At 73.9% G+C, this 15,418-nt stretch carries 14 protein-coding genes and 1 pseudogene; 10 read left to right on the top strand and 5 right to left on the bottom strand.

Features of this window, described 5'->3' with window-relative positions; translation table 11 throughout:
- Positions 1–213 precede the first annotated feature (213 nt).
- Positions 214–1,071: a PPK2 family polyphosphate kinase gene (locus ACFPL3_RS10060; RefSeq protein ID WP_343944092.1), complete on the top strand. Its 858-nt coding sequence runs from the start codon at positions 214–216 to the stop codon at positions 1,069–1,071.
- 91 nt (positions 1,072–1,162) lie between these two features.
- Here the strand turns inward: ACFPL3_RS10060 and ACFPL3_RS10055 are convergent, their stop codons facing one another.
- Both ACFPL3_RS10055 and ACFPL3_RS10050 read right to left on the bottom strand, forming a co-directional pair.
- Positions 1,163–2,305 (bottom strand): acyl-CoA dehydrogenase family protein, encoded by a 1,143-nt coding sequence (locus ACFPL3_RS10055; protein WP_343944093.1) that lies wholly within the window; start codon positions 2,303–2,305, stop codon positions 1,163–1,165.
- A gap of 38 nt (positions 2,306–2,343) precedes the next feature.
- A complete protein-coding gene (locus tag ACFPL3_RS10050) occupies positions 2,344–2,856 on the bottom strand; it encodes a DUF4190 domain-containing protein (protein WP_343944094.1) in 513 nt (170 codons plus the stop codon).
- A 134-nt stretch (positions 2,857–2,990) separates the two neighbouring features.
- Between ACFPL3_RS10050 and ACFPL3_RS10045 the strand changes: the two genes are divergently transcribed.
- The 5 genes from ACFPL3_RS10045 to ACFPL3_RS10025 all read left to right on the top strand — a co-directional run bounded on the left by ACFPL3_RS10045 (position 2,991) and on the right by ACFPL3_RS10025 (position 9,220).
- Positions 2,991–4,004 carry an alpha/beta hydrolase gene (locus ACFPL3_RS10045; protein ID WP_343944100.1) on the top strand — a complete coding sequence of 338 codons (1,014 nt, stop codon included), beginning with the start codon at positions 2,991–2,993 and terminating at the stop codon, positions 4,002–4,004.
- Between the two features lie 96 nt (positions 4,005–4,100).
- Complete coding sequence (locus ACFPL3_RS10040) at positions 4,101–5,444, top strand: FAD-binding oxidoreductase (RefSeq protein ID WP_343944095.1); 1,344 nt, start codon at positions 4,101–4,103, stop codon at positions 5,442–5,444.
- Between the two features lie 13 nt (positions 5,445–5,457).
- Positions 5,458–6,687, top strand: a complete 1,230-nt coding sequence (locus tag ACFPL3_RS10035; RefSeq protein ID WP_343944096.1) for a cyclopropane-fatty-acyl-phospholipid synthase family protein — start codon at positions 5,458–5,460, stop codon at positions 6,685–6,687.
- A gap of 77 nt (positions 6,688–6,764) precedes the next feature.
- Positions 6,765–8,162, top strand: coding sequence for a WS/DGAT/MGAT family O-acyltransferase (locus tag ACFPL3_RS10030; protein WP_343944097.1), 1,398 nt, complete (start codon positions 6,765–6,767; stop codon positions 8,160–8,162).
- 131 nt (positions 8,163–8,293) lie between these two features.
- The gene (locus tag ACFPL3_RS10025; RefSeq protein WP_343944098.1) at positions 8,294–9,220 is read left to right on the top strand and encodes a GNAT family N-acetyltransferase; all 927 of its coding nucleotides are present in this window, start codon (positions 8,294–8,296) and stop codon (positions 9,218–9,220) included.
- Between the two features lie 26 nt (positions 9,221–9,246).
- Here ACFPL3_RS10025 and ACFPL3_RS10020 read toward each other — a convergent pair whose 3' ends face one another.
- Both ACFPL3_RS10020 and ACFPL3_RS10015 read right to left on the bottom strand, forming a co-directional pair.
- Complete coding sequence (locus ACFPL3_RS10020) at positions 9,247–10,092, bottom strand: fructosamine kinase family protein (protein ID WP_379588801.1); 846 nt, start codon at positions 10,090–10,092, stop codon at positions 9,247–9,249.
- Positions 10,071–10,568: a low molecular weight protein-tyrosine-phosphatase gene (locus ACFPL3_RS10015; protein ID WP_343946600.1), complete on the bottom strand. Its 498-nt coding sequence runs from the start codon at positions 10,566–10,568 to the stop codon at positions 10,071–10,073. Before ACFPL3_RS10015 ends, ACFPL3_RS10020 begins: the two co-directional genes overlap by 22 nt.
- A gap of 50 nt (positions 10,569–10,618) precedes the next feature.
- Here ACFPL3_RS10015 and cobC point away from each other — a divergent pair, with 50 nt between their 5' ends.
- From cobC to ACFPL3_RS09995, 4 genes and pseudogenes are all read left to right on the top strand, one after another.
- Positions 10,619–11,668 (top strand): Rv2231c family pyridoxal phosphate-dependent protein CobC, encoded by a 1,050-nt coding sequence (gene cobC / locus ACFPL3_RS10010; RefSeq protein WP_343946601.1) that lies wholly within the window; start codon positions 10,619–10,621, stop codon positions 11,666–11,668.
- Entirely contained in the window at positions 11,665–12,807 is a 1,143-nt protein-coding gene (locus ACFPL3_RS10005) for a Nif3-like dinuclear metal center hexameric protein (protein WP_343946602.1), read from the top strand. Before cobC ends, ACFPL3_RS10005 begins: the two co-directional genes overlap by 4 nt.
- Positions 12,808–12,994: 187 nt before the next feature.
- Positions 12,995–13,732 (top strand): zinc ribbon domain-containing protein, encoded by a 738-nt coding sequence (locus ACFPL3_RS10000; protein WP_343946603.1) that lies wholly within the window; start codon positions 12,995–12,997, stop codon positions 13,730–13,732.
- Positions 13,729–14,804: pseudogene (locus ACFPL3_RS09995) on the top strand (histidine phosphatase family protein). Before ACFPL3_RS10000 ends, ACFPL3_RS09995 begins: the two are co-directional and overlap by 4 nt.
- On the opposite strand, the gene ACFPL3_RS09990 reads toward ACFPL3_RS09995, so the two are convergent.
- Positions 14,770–15,360, bottom strand: coding sequence for a TetR/AcrR family transcriptional regulator (locus ACFPL3_RS09990; RefSeq protein WP_343946604.1), 591 nt, complete (start codon positions 15,358–15,360; stop codon positions 14,770–14,772). The pseudogene ACFPL3_RS09995 and the gene ACFPL3_RS09990 overlap by 35 nt on opposite strands.
- Positions 15,361–15,418 lie beyond the last annotated feature (58 nt).

Here is a 15,418-nt window from a genome sequence, read left to right as displayed (position 1 = left end):
CTGCCGGTTGACGGGCACCTGCAGCTGCGGCCCAACCGGCCGGGCTGGGGCGTGGAGATTGACGAGTCGGCGCTCGCCCACGACGACCACGTGCACTGGGAGCGGCGGGTGCCCCGGCGTCCGCACAGGTCGACCGCCTACCTGTGAAAACTCGCTCCGAACTGCGACGTCGTCGCGACAGCACGCGGACCGGGCTGCCGATAGTCTTCCGAGGTGGGGAAGACCGCGCGCGAGACGTTCCGCGTTCCCGCCGACCTCGCCTCGGCCGCCGACCTCGCCGCCATCGACCCACGGGCGCGCCCGATCGGGCCGCGGGACAAGTCCACGGCAGCCCAGGAGCTCGCCGAGCTCGGCGAACGGCTCGACACCCTGCAGGAGGCGCACTACGCCGAGGCCACGGCCGGCGGCCCGCGCGCGGTGCTGCTCGTGCTGCAGGGGATGGACACCTCCGGCAAGGGCGGGGTGATCCGGAGCGTCGGCGGCCTGTTCAACCCGCAGGGCCTGCGGATCGCGACGTTCAAGAAGCCCACCGACGAGGAGCTGCGCCACCACTTCCTGTGGCGGGTGCGCCGCCACGTCCCGACCCCGGGCCACATCGGGATCTTCGACCGCTCGCACTACGAGGACGTCCTCATCGCCCGCGTCGACTCCCTCGTGCCCGAGGACGTCTGGCGGCGGCGCTACACCGAGATCGCCCAGTTCGAGGCGGAGCTCGACGCGCAGGGCATCACGATCCTGAAGTGCATGCTGCACATCTCCCCGAAGGAGCAGCTCGAGCGGCTCCTCGCCCGCCTGGACGACCCCGCCAAGCGGTGGAAGCACAACCCCGCCGACATCGACGCCCGCCGCAATTGGCCCGCCTACCAGGAGGCCTACGCCGAGGCGTTGCGGCGCACCGACACCGACGCCGCACCGTGGTACGTGATCCCCTCCGACCGCAAGTGGTACCGCAACTGGGCCATCGCCGCGCTGCTGGCCGAGACCCTCGCCGTGGTCGACCCGCGGTTCCCGAAGCCCACCTACGACGTCGACGCCGAGCGCGCGCGGCTGGCGGCAGGCCCCACCCACTGAGGCCTGCCCCGAATGCCAGCAAGGTGGCTTTGCTGGCGCATTACGCCAGTAAAGCCACCTTGCTGGCATACCGGGGGGCTCCGCGCGGGGCTCAGTCCAGCAGCTGCCGGCCGATGATCTCCTTCATGATCTCGTTGGTGCCGCCGAAGATCGCCTGCACGCGGGAGTCGACGAAGGCCTTCGCGATCGGGTACTCGAGCATGTAGCCGTAGCCGCCGTGCAGCTGCACGCAGCGGTCCACCACCCGCTTGAGCACGTCGCTCGCCCACCACTTGGCCTTGGCCGCGTCGGCGGCGTCGAGGCGGCCGGCCACGAGCTCGGTGATGCAGCGGTCGACGTACGCCTGGGTGACGTCCACCTCGGTGGCGATCTCCGCCAGCTCGAACCGGGTGTTCTGGAAGCTCGCCACGGGCCGGCCGAACGCCGTGCGGGCCTTCGTGTAGTCGACGGTCAGCTGGAGGGCCCGGACCGCGCCCGCCACGCAGCCGACGGCGATCGAGAGGCGCTCCTGCGCCAGGTTCTGCATCAGCGCGATCAGCCCGCCGCCGGGTGCGCCGAGCACGTTGGCGTCGGGCACGTGGACGTCGGTGAACGACAGCTCGGCGGTGTCCTGCGCCTTCAGCCCGACCTTCTCGAGGCGTCGCCCGCGCTCGAAGCCGGGCATCCCGCGCTCGACGACGAGCAGCGTGAAGCCGCGGCTGCCCGCGTCCGGGTCGGTGCGCGCCACCACGATCACCAGGTCGGCCATGATCCCGTTGGTGATGAACGTCTTCGCGCCGTTCAGCACCCACCCGCCGTCGGCGCGCCGCGCGTTCGTGGTGATGCCCTGCAGGTCGGAGCCGGTGCCCGGCTCGGTCATCGCGATCGCGGTGATGATCTCCCCGGAGCAGAACCCGGGCAGCCAGCGCTGCTTCTGCTCGTCGGTGGCCAGCCGCAGCAGGTAGGGGGCCACCACGTCGTTCTGCAGCGGGAAACCGATGCCGGTGGCGCCCGCCCGCATGAGCTCCTCGGTGACCACGGCGTTGTAGCGGAAGTCGGCCACCCCGCCGCCGCCGAACTCCTCGGGCACGTCGGTGCCCAGCAGCCCGGCGCGGCCGGCCGCCAGCCAGACGTCGCGGCTGACCTGGCCGTCGCGTTCCCACTGCTCGTGGAACGGGGTGATCTCCTTGGCGATGAAGGTCCGGGCCAGGTCGCGGAAGGCGTCATGCTCGGCGTCGAAGATGTCGCGCTGCATCCGCGGAGTCTCACACACCCCGTGGCCCGATCCGAGCTTCAGAACGAGGCGTACGGGCCGCTCGCGGCCACTCCCACGATCACGAGGAGGAACACCAGCGCCAGCACCCCGACACCGATCCAGCCCAGCACGATCCCCGCGACGGCGATGCCGTCGCCGGACTCGCCGCGCTCCGCGATCTGCCGGCGGGCGATGTAGCCGAAGACGAGCGCCAGGATGCTGCCGACCCAGTAGAGCCAGAGGATCCCCAGCACGAGCGAGGCGATCGCGAGTCCGTTGGTCGGGCGCGGGCCGTGGGCCCCGTAGCCCGGCGGCGGGTACCAGGTCGGCTGCGGGCCGTACCCGGGCGGTGGCCCGTACTGCTGCCCGTACTGGGGCGTGTCGTACGGCGGGGCCGGCGTGCCGAGTGGCTGCCCGGTCCGAGGGTCGTAGGCCTGCCCGGGCAGCGGGTCGTAGGACTGCGCGGGCTGCTGCGGGTCGTACGCCGGGCCCGTCGGCTGGTCGCCCGCCCCCTCCTGCGGGCCGTCCGGCCGAGAATCGGGTGTGCTCATCCATCCCCCCCTCGACGTAGAGGGTATGGCCCGGCGGATCTTCCCGCCCCCCACCGGGTGACGCCGGGCGCGGCCGGTGCTCGGTAGCGTGTCGCGGCGTGGACCTCCCCGCCGCCGCGGTGAACCTCGTCGGCATGGCCACCGGCGGAGTCGCCGACCTGCGCCGGATGCCGCGGGAGCTGGTGGATCACGGTCCGCGCGGGTCGCTCTACCGGTACCTGCCCGCTCCCGGCGTCGCCCCCGCGAGCGGTGAGCCGGTGCTGCTGGTGCCCCCGCTCGGCGCCCCCGACTTCGCCTACGACCTGCGGCGCGGCTGCTCGCTCGTGGAGCACCTGGTCGGGACGGGACGGCTGGTGTACCTCGTGGACCACGGGCCGAAGTCCTTCGCCGACCGCCGCCTCGGCATGGAGCACTGGGTCGACGACGTCGTGCCGTGGGCCACGCGCCTGACCGCGGAGGACGCCGGCCCGGACGTCCACCTCGTCGGCTGGTCGCTCGCGGGCATCTTCTGCGCGCTGGCCGTGGCCGCGGGGGCGCAGGCGGGAGAGCCGCTGCCGGTGCGGACGCTGTCGATGATCGGCAGCCCGGTCGACGTCACGGCCGTGCCGTTCGTGGCGCCGCTGCGCCCGCTCGCGGTGGCGACGGGTGGCCGGGGGCTCTCGGCCGTCTACCGCGCGATCGGCAGCTTCCCGGCGCCGCTGGTCAGCGCCGCGTTCCAGCTGGCGGCAGTCGACAAGCTGGTGACGAAGCCGCTCACGGTGCTGTCGCAGCTCGACGACCGCGACGCGCTCGCCCAGATCGAGGCCGTGGAGCACCTGATGCGCAACATGCACGGCTACCCGGGCCGCGTGTTCGGCCAGATCTACCACCTGATGCTGCGCCGCAACGACCTCGCCGACGGCGAGCTGTCCCTGGGCGGGCGCTCGATCCGGCTCGCCGCCGTGCAGGTGCCGGTGCTCGTCGTGGCCGGCCGCGACGACGTGATCGCGCCGCTCCCGGCCGTGCAGAAGGTGGTGGGGCTGCTGACCGGCGCCCCGGAGGTGCGGTTCAGCACGGCGCCCGGCGGTCACCTCGGGGTGCTCACGGGGCGGGGTGCGCGCACCACCACGTGGCCTGCGCTGGACGAGTTCCTCTCCGACCACGGCTGATCCGGATCACCCACTTCGGGGCGATCCGGACGGTGTGAGGAACGGTGCAGGTCAAGGGGTTGGGCGAGGCCAGGTAAGCGGACTACCGTCCAGTACATGACCTTGACGCCCAGCCGGCACGACGCAGCGGTGGCCGATCTGGTCGGGCGGTACCGGGCGCTGCCGCCGAACACGAGGGTGCGTCTGGCCAAGAAGACCTCGAACCTGTTCCGCTTCGGCGACACCGCACCCGTCGGCACCCTCGACGCGTCGGCGCTGGCCGGCGTGATCTCGGTGGACGACGTGGCGCGCACCGCCGACGTGCAGGGCATGTGCACCTACGAGGACCTGGTCGAGGCCACCCTGCCGCACCGGCTGATGCCGCTGGTGGTGCCCCAGCTCAAGACCATCACGCTGGGCGGCGCCGTCACCGGGCTCGGCATCGAGTCCACGTCGTTCCGGCACGGGCTGCCGCACGAGTCGGTGCTGGAGATGGACGTCCTCACCCCGGAGGGCGAGCTCGTCACGGCCACGCCCGACGGTGAGCACGCCGACCTCTTCGCGGGCTTCCCGAACTCCTACGGCACCCTCGGCTACGCGCTGCGGCTGAAGATCGAGCTGCAGCCGGTCTCCCCGTACGTCCGGCTCGAGCACCGGCGGGTGGCCACGGCCGACCTGGCCGCCGTCATCACCGAGGTCTGCGGCCCGGACGGGCCCGACTTCGTGGACGGCACGGTGTTCGAGCCGGGGGAGCAGTACCTCACGCTCGGCACGTTCACCGAGGACCCGGGGCAGGGGGTCAGCGACTACACCGGCCAGCAGATCTTCTACCGCTCCGTGCGCGAGCGCACCTCGGACGTGCTCACCGTGCACGACTACATCTGGCGCTGGGACACCGACTGGTTCTGGTGCTCGCGCGCGCTCGGCGTGCAGCACCCGGTGGTGCGCCGGTTCTGGCCGCGCCGCTTCCGCCGCTCGGACGTCTACCGCCGCATCGTGGCCCTCGACCGGCGCCACGGCTTCTCCCGGCTCGCGCACCGCGTCACACGCACGCCGCAGGAGGAGCCCGTGATCCAGGACGTCGAGATCCCGGTCGAGCGGCTCGCCGAGTTCGTCGATGCGTTCCACCGCGACATCGGCATCCGCCCGGTGTGGCTGTGCCCGCTGCGGCTGCGCGGCGAGCGCACCTGGCCGCTGTACCCGATGCAGCCGGGTGAGCTGTACGTCAACGTGGGGTTCTGGTCGAGCGTGCCCGAGGTTCCGGGGCGTCCGGACGCGCACAACCGCCGGATCGAGGAGCTCGTGGCCGACCTCGGCGGCCACAAGTCGCTGTATTCCACGGTGCACTACGACGAAGGTGAGTTCTGGAAGCACTACAACGGGCCCGCCTACCGCGCGCTCAAGGCGCGCTACGACCCGCACGGGAGGCAGCCCGATCTGTACTCCAAGGTCACCAGGTGAAAAGGGGGCTGTCATGCAGGTGGCGGAGCTGATCTCAGATGTCCTCGGCCAGGACGTGCCGATCCGGGTGGTGGCCTACGACGGCAGCAAAGCCGGGCCCGACCACTCCGACGTCGCGCTGAAGGTCGTCACACCGCGCGCGCTCGCCCGGCTCGCCACGGCGCCGGGCACGCTCGGGCTGGCCCGCGCGTACGTCACGGGCGAGATCGAGGTCGACGGTGACGTCTACGACGTGCTGAACGCCATGGCCGACCTCACGCTGCACGACCTCACGCGCAAGGAGCAGCTCGACCTCGCGCGCAAGCTGTTCCCGGTGTGGCTGCGTCATCGCCAGCCCATCCCGGAGCTCGAGTACCGCCCGCGGGGCCGGCTGCACTCGAAGTTCCGCGACAGCAAGGTGATCTCGCACCACTACGACGTCTCCAACCGCTTCTACGAGTGGGTGCTCGGGCCCTCGATGGCCTACACGTGCGCGGTGTTCCCCACGAAGGACGCCACGCTGGAGGAGGCGCAGGCCGCCAAGCACGAGCTGGTGGCGCAGAAGCTCGCGCTGAAGCCGGGCATGCGGCTGCTCGACGTCGGCTGCGGCTGGGGCGGCATGGTCATGCACGCCGCCGCGGAGCACGGCGTCAAGGCGCTGGGCGTCACGCTCTCGCGCAACCAGGCCGAGTGGGCGCAGGCCGAGATCGAGCGCCGCGGCCTCGGTGACCTCGCCGAGGTGCGCCACCTCGACTACCGCGACGCGCCCGAGTCGGAGTTCGACGCGATCAGCTCGATCGGGCTCACCGAGCACATCGGCAAGGCCAACCTGCCGGGTTACTTCACGTCGCTGTACGAGCGGCTCAAGCCGGAGGGCCGGCTGCTCAACCACTGCATCACCCAGCCGCACACCCCGCTGACGCGCCGGCTCGACCCGTTCATCGCCCGCTACGTGTTCCCGGACGGGCAGCTGGAGCCGGTCGGGCACCTGATCTCGGTGATGAACGACAGCGGGTTCGAGGTGCGGCACGAGGAGAACCTGCGCGAGCACTACGCGCTCACGCTCAAGGGGTGGTGCGAGAACCTGGAGGAGCACTGGGAGGAGGCCGTCGGCGAGGTCGGTCTCGGGCGCGCCCGTGTCTGGCGGCTGTACATGGCGGCCAGCCGCCTCGGGTTCGAGCGCGACAACATCCAGCTCCACCAGGTGCTCGGGGTCAAGCTCGGTGACCGCGGGCGTTCCGGGTTCCCGTTGCGGGGCTGGTAACAACTGCACCCGTGAGTGGAAACGAGTGCTCCAGCGCGCGTAACCACTCACGAGGTCGGAATCGGGACAATGGCGGGGTGGTCGACCGCCTCTCCCCGCTCGACGCGTCCTTCCTGTTCGCCGAGCACCGGACGGCTGCGATGCACGTCGGTGCCGTCATGACGTTCGCGCCGCCGCAGGACGGGCCGTTCGACCCGGACGCGTTCACCGCGCTCATCGGGCGCAGGCTCGCGCTCGTGCCGCGGTACCGGCAGAAGGTGCGCGCGGTGCCGGGCGGGCTGGGGCTGCCCGTCTGGGTGGACGACCCCGACTTCGACCTGGCGTTCCACGTCCGGCGCTCGGCGCTGCCCGCGCCGGGCACCGAGGAGGAGCTGCTCGAGCTCGTCGGGCGGCTGCTCGCCCGCCAGCTCGACCGGTCGCGGCCGCTGTGGGAGGTCTACCTGGTGGAGGGGCTCGCCGACGGCCGCTTCGCCGTGGTCACCAAGACCCACCACGCCATGGTCGACGGGCTCGCCTCCATGGACATCGGTGCGGTGCTGCTCGACCTCACCCCGCAGCCGCGCGACACCCCGGACGACCACTGGGAGCCCGCGCCCGAGCCGTCCGGGCTGGAGCTGGCCGCCTCCGCGGCCGCCCAGGCGCTGCGCAGGCCCCGGGACGTGCTCGACGTCGCGGGCCGGGCGCTCACCGATGTCCGCGAGGCCGCGTCGGTGGTCGGCCGGACCGTCGAGGGCGTGCTCGCCGCGGGCCGCAGCGCCGCCACCGTCCGGCCGGTGCAGCCGCTCAACGCCGCCACCGGCCAGCAGCGGCGCTACGGCATGGCCCGCACCGCACTCGCCGAGCACCGGGCCGTCCGCAAGGCGCACGGCGGCACGGTCAACGACGTCGTGCTCGCCGTGGTCACCGGTGCCCTGCGCCGGTGGCTGATCAGCCGCGGGGAACCCCTCACGGCCGACACCGCCGTCCGCGCGATGGTGCCGGTCAGCGTGCGCGCCCGCACCCGCGGCAGCGGCGTCCGCGCAGGCAACAGCATCTCCGCCTACCTCGTCGACCTCCCTGTCGCCGAGGACGACCCGCTGGTGCGGCTCGGGGTGCTGCGCGACGCGATGGAGGTGCACAAGCGCAGTGGGCAGGCGGTGGGCGCCGCGACCCTGATGCGCCTCGTGGGGCTCGCCCCGCCGATCGTGCACAGCCTGGGCGCGCGGCTGGCCAGCCAGTACTCGAGCAACTTCTACAACGTGCTCGTCACCAACGTGCCCGGCCCGCCCCGCCCGCTCTACGCGATGGGCGCGCGGATGCTCGACATGTACCCGGTGGTGCCCCTCGGGGGCGGCCAGGCCGTCGCGATCGGCATCACGTCCTACACCGACGGCGTCCACTACGGCTTCACCGCCGACCGCGACGCCCTGCCCGACGTCGACGTCCTCGCCGGCTTCGTCGAGGAGGCCCTGGCCGAGCTCGTCGCCCTCTCGTGACCCGCCCCCAGAAGCGCGAGTCTCCCGTTTCGGAGCGCGAGTCCCGCGTTCGAACGTACGAATACCGCGGGCCTGGCGATCCGGAGCAGCCCCGCCGTCCGTTCGGTGCAGTGGCACGGCATCCTTCCCCCGTGGACTACGAGGTTCGGCGGCTGGAGGCGTCCGACGTGGACGCGGCGGACGACGTGTTCCGCGACGCTTTCAGCACCGTCCTCGGCGCCGGGGTGCACCGGGACACCGAGCTCCTGCGCACCCGGTTCCGGGCGCGGCACACCACGGTGCTCGCGGCGTACGTCGACGGCGAGATGGCCGGGTCGACGGTGGTCACGCGCTGGGGGAGCGTCGCGTACTTCGGGCCGTTGTCGGTGGCGCCGAAGCTGTGGGGGCAGGGGATCGGCACCCGGCTCGTCGCGGCCGCCGTCGACGTGCTCGACGGCTGGGAGACGGGCCACCAGGGTCTCTTCACGTTCGCGCAGAGCCCGCAGCACCACGGCTTCTACCAGCGGTTCGGCTTCTGGCCGCGGTTCCTCACCGCGATCATGTCGAAGCCGTTGACCGGGAACGAGCAGGAGCTGGGCTGGCGGCTGTCGGCGGTGGCGCCCGCCGACCGCGACGCGCTCGTGGCCGGCTGTGCCGCCGTCACCGACGAGATCCACCCCGGCCTGGACGTCGGCGGCGAGATCGACGCCGTGCTCGAGCAGGGCCTGGGTGACGTCGTGCTGATCGGCGAACCGGACGCGCCGCGGGGCTTCGCCGTCTGCCACGTGGGGCCCGGCACCGAGGCGGGCAGCGGTGTCGCGTACGTGAAGTTCGGCGCGGTGCGGCCGGGCCCGGGGGCGGCGCAGGCGTTCGACTCGCTGCTCGCGGCGTGCCAGGGCTTCGCCACGGCGGCCGGTGCGGTCCGGCTCGCGCTGGGGGTGAACACCGCGCGGCACGAGGCGTACCGGCAGCTGCTCGCGGCGGGCTTCCGCACCGACAGCCCGGGGATCACGATGCATCGCCCCAACGAACCCGGCTACGACCGCGAGGACGTCCGCCTGCTCGACGACTGGCGTTGAGGACGGCCACGAGCATCCACAGGGCGTCAGGCGGCGGCCAGCGCCGCGCGGGCCGCGTGTGCCGCCTGGGCGGCGTAACCGCCACCGAACAGCACCACGTGCACGAGCAGCGGGAACAGCTGGTGCAGCGGCACCCGCTCGCGCCACCCGGCGGCCAGGGGCGCGGCCTCGTCGTACGCGGCGAGCACGGTGGGTAGGTGCGGGCAACCGAACAGGGCCAGCATCGCGAGGTCGGTCTCCCGGTGCCCGCCGTGGGCCGCCGGGTCGATGAGCACGGCACCCGCGGGCGACCACAGCACGTTGCCCGACCACAGGTCGCCGTGCAGCCGGGCCGGGGGTTCCGCGGGCCCGGCGAGGTCGGGCAGCCGTTCGGCCACGGCCTCGACGGCGCGTGCCGCCTCGGCCGGGAGGGTGCCCGCGTCGCGGGCGGTGCGCAGGTAGGGCAGGAGCCGGTCGGCGGCGTACCACTCCGGCCAGCTCGGCGCGGGCGCGTTGCGCATGGGGGCGGCGCCGATGCGGGCGTCGGTGGGACCGCCCGGGGGCGCGGCGCCGAACGCGGGCGCGCCCGCCTCGTGCGTGCGGGCCAGCGCGCGTCCGAACTCCTCGGCCGCGCGGGCCGTGGGGGCGCCGTCCGGCACGAGCTCGGTGACCAGCCGGCCGTCGTCGGCGGCCAGGACGGCGGGCACGGGCGCGCCGCCCGCCGCGGCGAGCCACCGCAGCCCCGCCGCCTCAGCTGCGATCCCCGCGGGGTCCCCGTCCTTGACGACGACGGTGCGCCCGTCGGCCAGGGTGACGCGCGCGGCCCCGCCGCCGAGCGGCACGCGGTCGCGGACGGCGGCGCCGAGGACGGTCAGATGTTCTCGCGCACCCACGCGATCATCCCCGGCATGGCCGCCCGGACCATCTCCAGCACCTCGGTGAAGCCGTCGTCGTCGCCGTAGTAGGGGTCGGGCACCTCGGCGTGGGGCGGCGCGTCCGGGTCGAACGAGCGCAGGAGCCGCACGCGGTCCGGGTCGGACACCATTGACCGCAGCGCGCGTTCGTGTGACCGGTCGAGCGCCACGATCAGGTCGGCCTCGAGCTGCTCGGCGTCGACCTGGCGGGCCACGTGCTCGGTCTTGTAGCCCGCGGCGAGCAGCGTGGCCACTGCCCGCTCGTCGGCGGGCGACCCGATGTGCCAGCTCCCGGTACCCGCGCTGGTGACGTGCACGGCGTCGGCCAGCCCGGCGCGTTCCAGCTCGTGGACGAACACCTTCTCCGCGATCGGCGACCGGCAGATGTTGCCGGTGCAGACGAACACCACGGACAGACTCTTGGACTCGGAGGGCACGTGGCCAGTCTCGCGCACGCCCGACTCCGTCCCGAGCGGGGCGCAGGGGCCGCCGTAGGCTTCCGCCCATGGATCTTGCGTCCTTGCGGCACCACGGGGACGTCGACGCGGCCCCCGGATTGCTCGACTTCGCCGTGAACGTCCAGGGGAGTGCGCCGCCGCCGTGGCTGCGGGACCGGCTCGTCGTCGCGCTGGACGGGATCGGGCGCTACCCGGCCGCGGCCCACGACGAGCAGGCGCGTGAGGCGGTGGCGGCGCGGCACGACCGTCGTCCGGACGAGGTGCTCGTGCTGGCGGGCAGCGCTGAGGGGTTCGCGCTGCTCCCGGCGCTGCGGCCACGGCTGGCCGCCGTCGTGCACCCAGGTTTCACCGAGCCGGAGGCGGCGTTGCGGGCGGCGGGCGTCGACGTCGTGCACGTGGTCACCGACGAGGCCGACGGCCACCGGCTGCACCCCGACGCCGTGCCCGCGGAGGCCGATCTCGTGGTGATCGGGAACCCGACCAACCCGACGGGGGTGCTGCACCCGGCCGTCGACGTCCGGGCGCTCGCCGCGCCGGGCCGCGTGCTGCTCGTGGACGAGGCGTTCGCCGACGCCGTGCCGGGCGAGGCCGAGTCGCTCGCCGGGGCCGCGGACGTGCCGGGCCTGCTCGTGTTCCGCAGCCTCACCAAGACGTGGGCGCTCGCCGGGCTGCGCGCGGGGTACGCGCTGGGCGACCCCGAGCTGCTCGCCCGGCTCGCCGCCCCGCGCCCGCAGTGGCCGGTCTCGACGCTCGCGTTGGAGGCCGTGATCGCGTGCTCGATGCCCGCGGCGGTGGAGGAGTCGCGGCGGGCGGCCGAGCGCCTGGCCACGGCGCGGGCGGAGCAGGCGGAGCGGCTGGCGGGCCTTCCGGGCGTCCGGGTGCTGCCCGGCACCGCGCCCTACCTGCTGCTGCGGTTGCCCGACGGGCAGGGCGAGCGGGTGCGGGCCGCCGTGCGCGCGGCCGGGGTCGCGGTGCGCCGCGGGGACACCTTCCCCGGGCTCGGGCCCGACCACGTCCGGGTGGCCGTGCGCCCCGCGAACCAGGTCGACCGGCTGGTGGCCGCGCTCGCCGACGCGCTCGAGGCGGTGGCGGCGTGACCGCCACCGTCGGCGAGGTCGTCGCCGCGCTGGAGGCCGCCTACCCGCCCGCCCTCGCCGCCGACTGGGACGCCGTCGGGCTGGTCTGCGGCGACCCGGCGGAGGAGGTGTCGTCCGTGCTGGTGGCCGTGGACCCGGTGCCCGAGACCGTCGACGAGGCGCTCGGGCGCCACCAGCTGCTCGTCACGCACCACCCGCTGCTGCTGCGCGGTGTGCACGGCGTCGGGGCGGACACTCCGAAGGGTGCCCTGCTGCACCGGCTGATCCGCGGCGGCACCGCGCTGTTCACCGCTCACACGAACGCCGACTCCGCCGACCCCGGCGTCTCCGACGCGCTCGCCGCCGCGATCGGCCTGGACGTCACCGGCCCGCTGGTCGGCGCGCCCGCCGAGCCGCTGGACAAGATCGTGACGTTCGTGCCGACCGGTCCGGCGATCACCGAGGTGCACGAGGCGCTGTCGGCGGCGGGCGCGGGCCGCATCGGCGACTACAGCCACTGCTCGTTCGCCACCGCGGGCACCGGCCAGTTCAAGCCGCTCGACGGTGCCCACCCGACGATCGGCACCGTCGGGAAGCTCGAACGGGTCGCCGAGACCAAGCTCGAGATGGTGCTGCCCCGCGGGCGTCGGGCGGCCGTCGTGGCCGCGCTGCGGGCCGCGCACCCCTACGAGGAACCCGCGTTCGACCTGTTCGAGATGGCCGAGGTGCCGTCGTCGCGCGGGCTCGGGAGGGTCGGCACGCTGCCCGGCCCCGAGCCGCTCTCGGCGTTCGCCGACCGGGTGCGCGCGGCCCTGCCCGCCACGGCGTGGGGGGTGCGCGCCGCCGGCGACCCGGACCGGCCGATCCACTCGGTCGCGGTCTGCGGCGGTGCGGGCGATTCCGCGCTGGGGGCGGCCACCCGCGCGGGGGTCGACGCGTACGTCACCGCCGACCTGCGCCACCACCCGGCGTCGGAGCACCTGCTCGCCGGCACCGTGGGCGGCCCGACCCCGGCGCTCGTGGACGTGGCGCACTGGGCGTCGGAGTGGCCGTGGTGCGCGCAGGCGGCCGGCGTGGTGCGCGCCGCGCTCGGCGACCGGGTCGCGGTCGAGGTGTCCACGGCACGCACCGATCCCTGGAGCATCGGCGCCGCCTGCTGACGGCGTCCCGACCTGAGCTGTACACGGCGCCGCTGCCGCCCGAGGTTCAGGAAAGCCACATTCAAGGCCGCAGCGGCCCTGAATGTGGCTTTCCTGAACTCCGGGGACCCACGAACCACGCCTCCCGCCGCGGGCGCGAGGCGGGGCGGTAGCGTCGGGGTTCGCATTCGCCCGGAAGGACTCACCCGTGAAAGCCGACCCCGCCGTCCAGCGCCGCCTGCTCGACCTGGCTGAGGTCGACGCCGAGCTGTCGCGGCTCGCCCACCGCCGCCGTAACCTCCCCGAGCACGCCGAGCTGACCGCCGCCGAGACGGCCGTCCGCGAGGCCAAGGACAAGCTGGTGGAGGTCGAGACCGCCGCGGGCGACCTCGACCGCGACATCCGCCGCATCGAACGCGACGTGGAGGGGGTGCGCGCCCGCACCGAGCGCGACAACCAGCTGCTCGCGGGGGCCGGGATCAGCGCGAAGCAGGCCGCCGACCTGCAGCACGAACTGGAGACGCTCGCGCGCAGGCAGAGTGTGCTCGAGGACGAGCAGCTCGAGATCATGGAGCAGCGCGAGGCCGTGGGGGCGGACGTGGAGCACTCCCGTGTCGTGCTGGCCACCGCCGAGCAGGAGCTCTCCGCCGTCACCGAGCGCCGTGACAACGCGCTCGTCGACATCGACACGTCCGAGGCCGGCCGCCGTCGCGCCCGCGAGGAGGTCCTCGCCACGCTGCCCGCCGACGTCGTCGCCGTCTACGAGCGCCGCCGCGAGCAGCGCGGGGTGGGGGCGGCCGCGCTCGTGGCGCGCCGCTGCCAGGCGTGCCGGCTGGAGCTCGACCGCACCGCGCTCGCCGAGCTGAAGGCCGCCCCGGCCGACGACATCGTGCACTGCGAGGAGTGCGGCGTGATCCTGGTGCGCACGGAGGCGTCGGGGCTGTGAAGGTCGTCGTCGAGGCCGACGGGGGATCCCGCGGCAACCCGGGGCCCGCGGGTTACGGCGCGGTCGTGCTGGACCCCGACACCGACGAGGTCCTGGTCGAGCGGGCCGAGGGCCTCGGCGTCACCACGAACAACGTGGCCGAGTACCGCGGTTTGATCGCGGGTCTGCGCGCGGCGGCCGAGCTCGGGGCCACCGACGTCGAGGTCCGGATGGACTCGAAGCTGGTGGTCGAGCAGATGTGCGGCCGCTGGAAGATCAAGCACCCCGCGATGCGGCCGCTCGCCGAGGAGGCCTCCGAACTGGTCCGGGAGATCGGCTCGGTGCGGTTCCAGTGGATCCCGCGGCTGCGCAACTCCCGGGCCGACGCGCTCGCCAACCAGGCGATGGACTCCCAGGCCGCGGATCGGTGACCCACGCGGGCGGGGTTGCGTCCTGGACCGGGCAGACCGGCACGCCCACCCGGTTGTTGCTGCTGCGCCACGGGCAGACGGCGCTGTCGGTGCAGCGGCGCTACTCCGGGCACGGTGATCCCGAGCTCACGCCGCTCGGGCTCGCCCAGGCGGCCGGCGCGGCGTCCCGGCTCGCCGGGACGCCCGGGGTGTCCGCCGTCCTCACGTCGCCGCTGCGTCGCGCCCGCCAGACCGCCGAGGCGGTGGCGGCGTCGACCGGCGCCCCGCTGGTGGTGCGGCAGCGGTTGATCGAGACCGACTTCGGCGAGTGGGAGGGCCTCACGTTCCCGGAGGCGAAGGCCCGCGATCCCGAGCTGCACGCGGAGTGGCTCGGCTCCGAGGACGTCGCCCCGCCGGGAGGGGAGAGCTTCGCGGCCGTCGGCAGGCGGGTGGAGGCCGAGCTCGCCGACCTCCTGAGCGACTGGCCGGGCGCCACGCTCGTGGTGGTCTCGCACGTCACCCCGATCAAGATGCTGCTGCGCGACGCCCTGCAGGGCGGCCCCGGCGTGCTGTACCGGCTGCACCTGGACCTCGCCGCGCTGTCGATCGCCGACTTCTACCCCGACGGCGGCGCGAGCGTGCGGCTCGTCAACGACACGAGCCACCACCCTGCCCCGCGCTGAGCTGGGCGACGAGCAGCGCGAGCCGCTCCTCGTGCGCCTCGGCGGGGAGCCGGCCGCTGCGGGTGAGGGTGACGAGGCCGTGCAGCGCGCTCCAGAACAGCTCGGTGCGCAGGTCGATGTCGTCGGGCCCGGTGGCGGCGGCGAGCGCGTCACGCAGGAGGCCGAACCCCTCGTGCAGCGCGGGCGGTGACGCCTCGTCTGCGAACGGGTACTCGGTGGTGAGCTGGAACATCGCGTCGTGGAGCGCGAGATGGCGGGACGCGAACTCGACGTACGCGGCTGCCGTGGCGGTCAACGCCGACGGCTCCGCGGCCACGCGCTCCCGCATGAGCGGGGCCAGCTCCTCGGACCCCTGCAGCGCCATCGCCCTGACGATGGAGTCCTTGCCGCTGAAGTGGCTGTAGAGCACCAGCTGGCTGTACTCGATCCGCTCGGCGAGCCTGCGGCTGGTGACGGCGTCCCAGCCGGAGGTCTCGGCGAGCTCGCGCGCGGTGTCGACGATCAGGCGATGGCGCTCGGCGCGCTGCCGTTCCCGCTGGGAGGCTGTCGTGCCCATGTGCAGATCCTAGCGTTGCTAGACATTCTGTCTCCGCTCGTCTAGTCTCGACAGAGAA

Source organism: Pseudonocardia zijingensis, from assembly GCF_042657305.1.
GTDB lineage: Bacteria > Actinomycetota > Actinomycetes > Mycobacteriales > Pseudonocardiaceae > Pseudonocardia > Pseudonocardia zijingensis.
Note: the sequence above shows the minus strand (reverse complement) of the source record. Positions and strands in the feature narration are given on the sequence as shown.

Coding starts and splice junctions, on each gene's coding strand:
- ACFPL3_RS10040 (WP_343944095.1), top strand. CDS start 4,101: ATGACCTTGACGCCCAGCCGGCACGACGCAGCGGTGGCCGATCTGGTC.
- ACFPL3_RS10035 (WP_343944096.1), top strand. CDS start 5,458: ATGCAGGTGGCGGAGCTGATCTCAGATGTCCTCGGCCAGGACGTGCCG.
- ACFPL3_RS10050 (WP_343944094.1), bottom strand. CDS start 2,856: ATGAGCACACCCGATTCTCGGCCGGACGGCCCGCAGGAGGGGGCGGGC.
- cobC (WP_343946601.1), top strand. CDS start 10,619: ATGGATCTTGCGTCCTTGCGGCACCACGGGGACGTCGACGCGGCCCCC.
- ACFPL3_RS10045 (WP_343944100.1), top strand. CDS start 2,991: ATGGCCACCGGCGGAGTCGCCGACCTGCGCCGGATGCCGCGGGAGCTG.
- ACFPL3_RS10055 (WP_343944093.1), bottom strand. CDS start 2,305: ATGCAGCGCGACATCTTCGACGCCGAGCATGACGCCTTCCGCGACCTG.
- ACFPL3_RS09990 (WP_343946604.1), bottom strand. CDS start 15,360: ATGGGCACGACAGCCTCCCAGCGGGAACGGCAGCGCGCCGAGCGCCAT.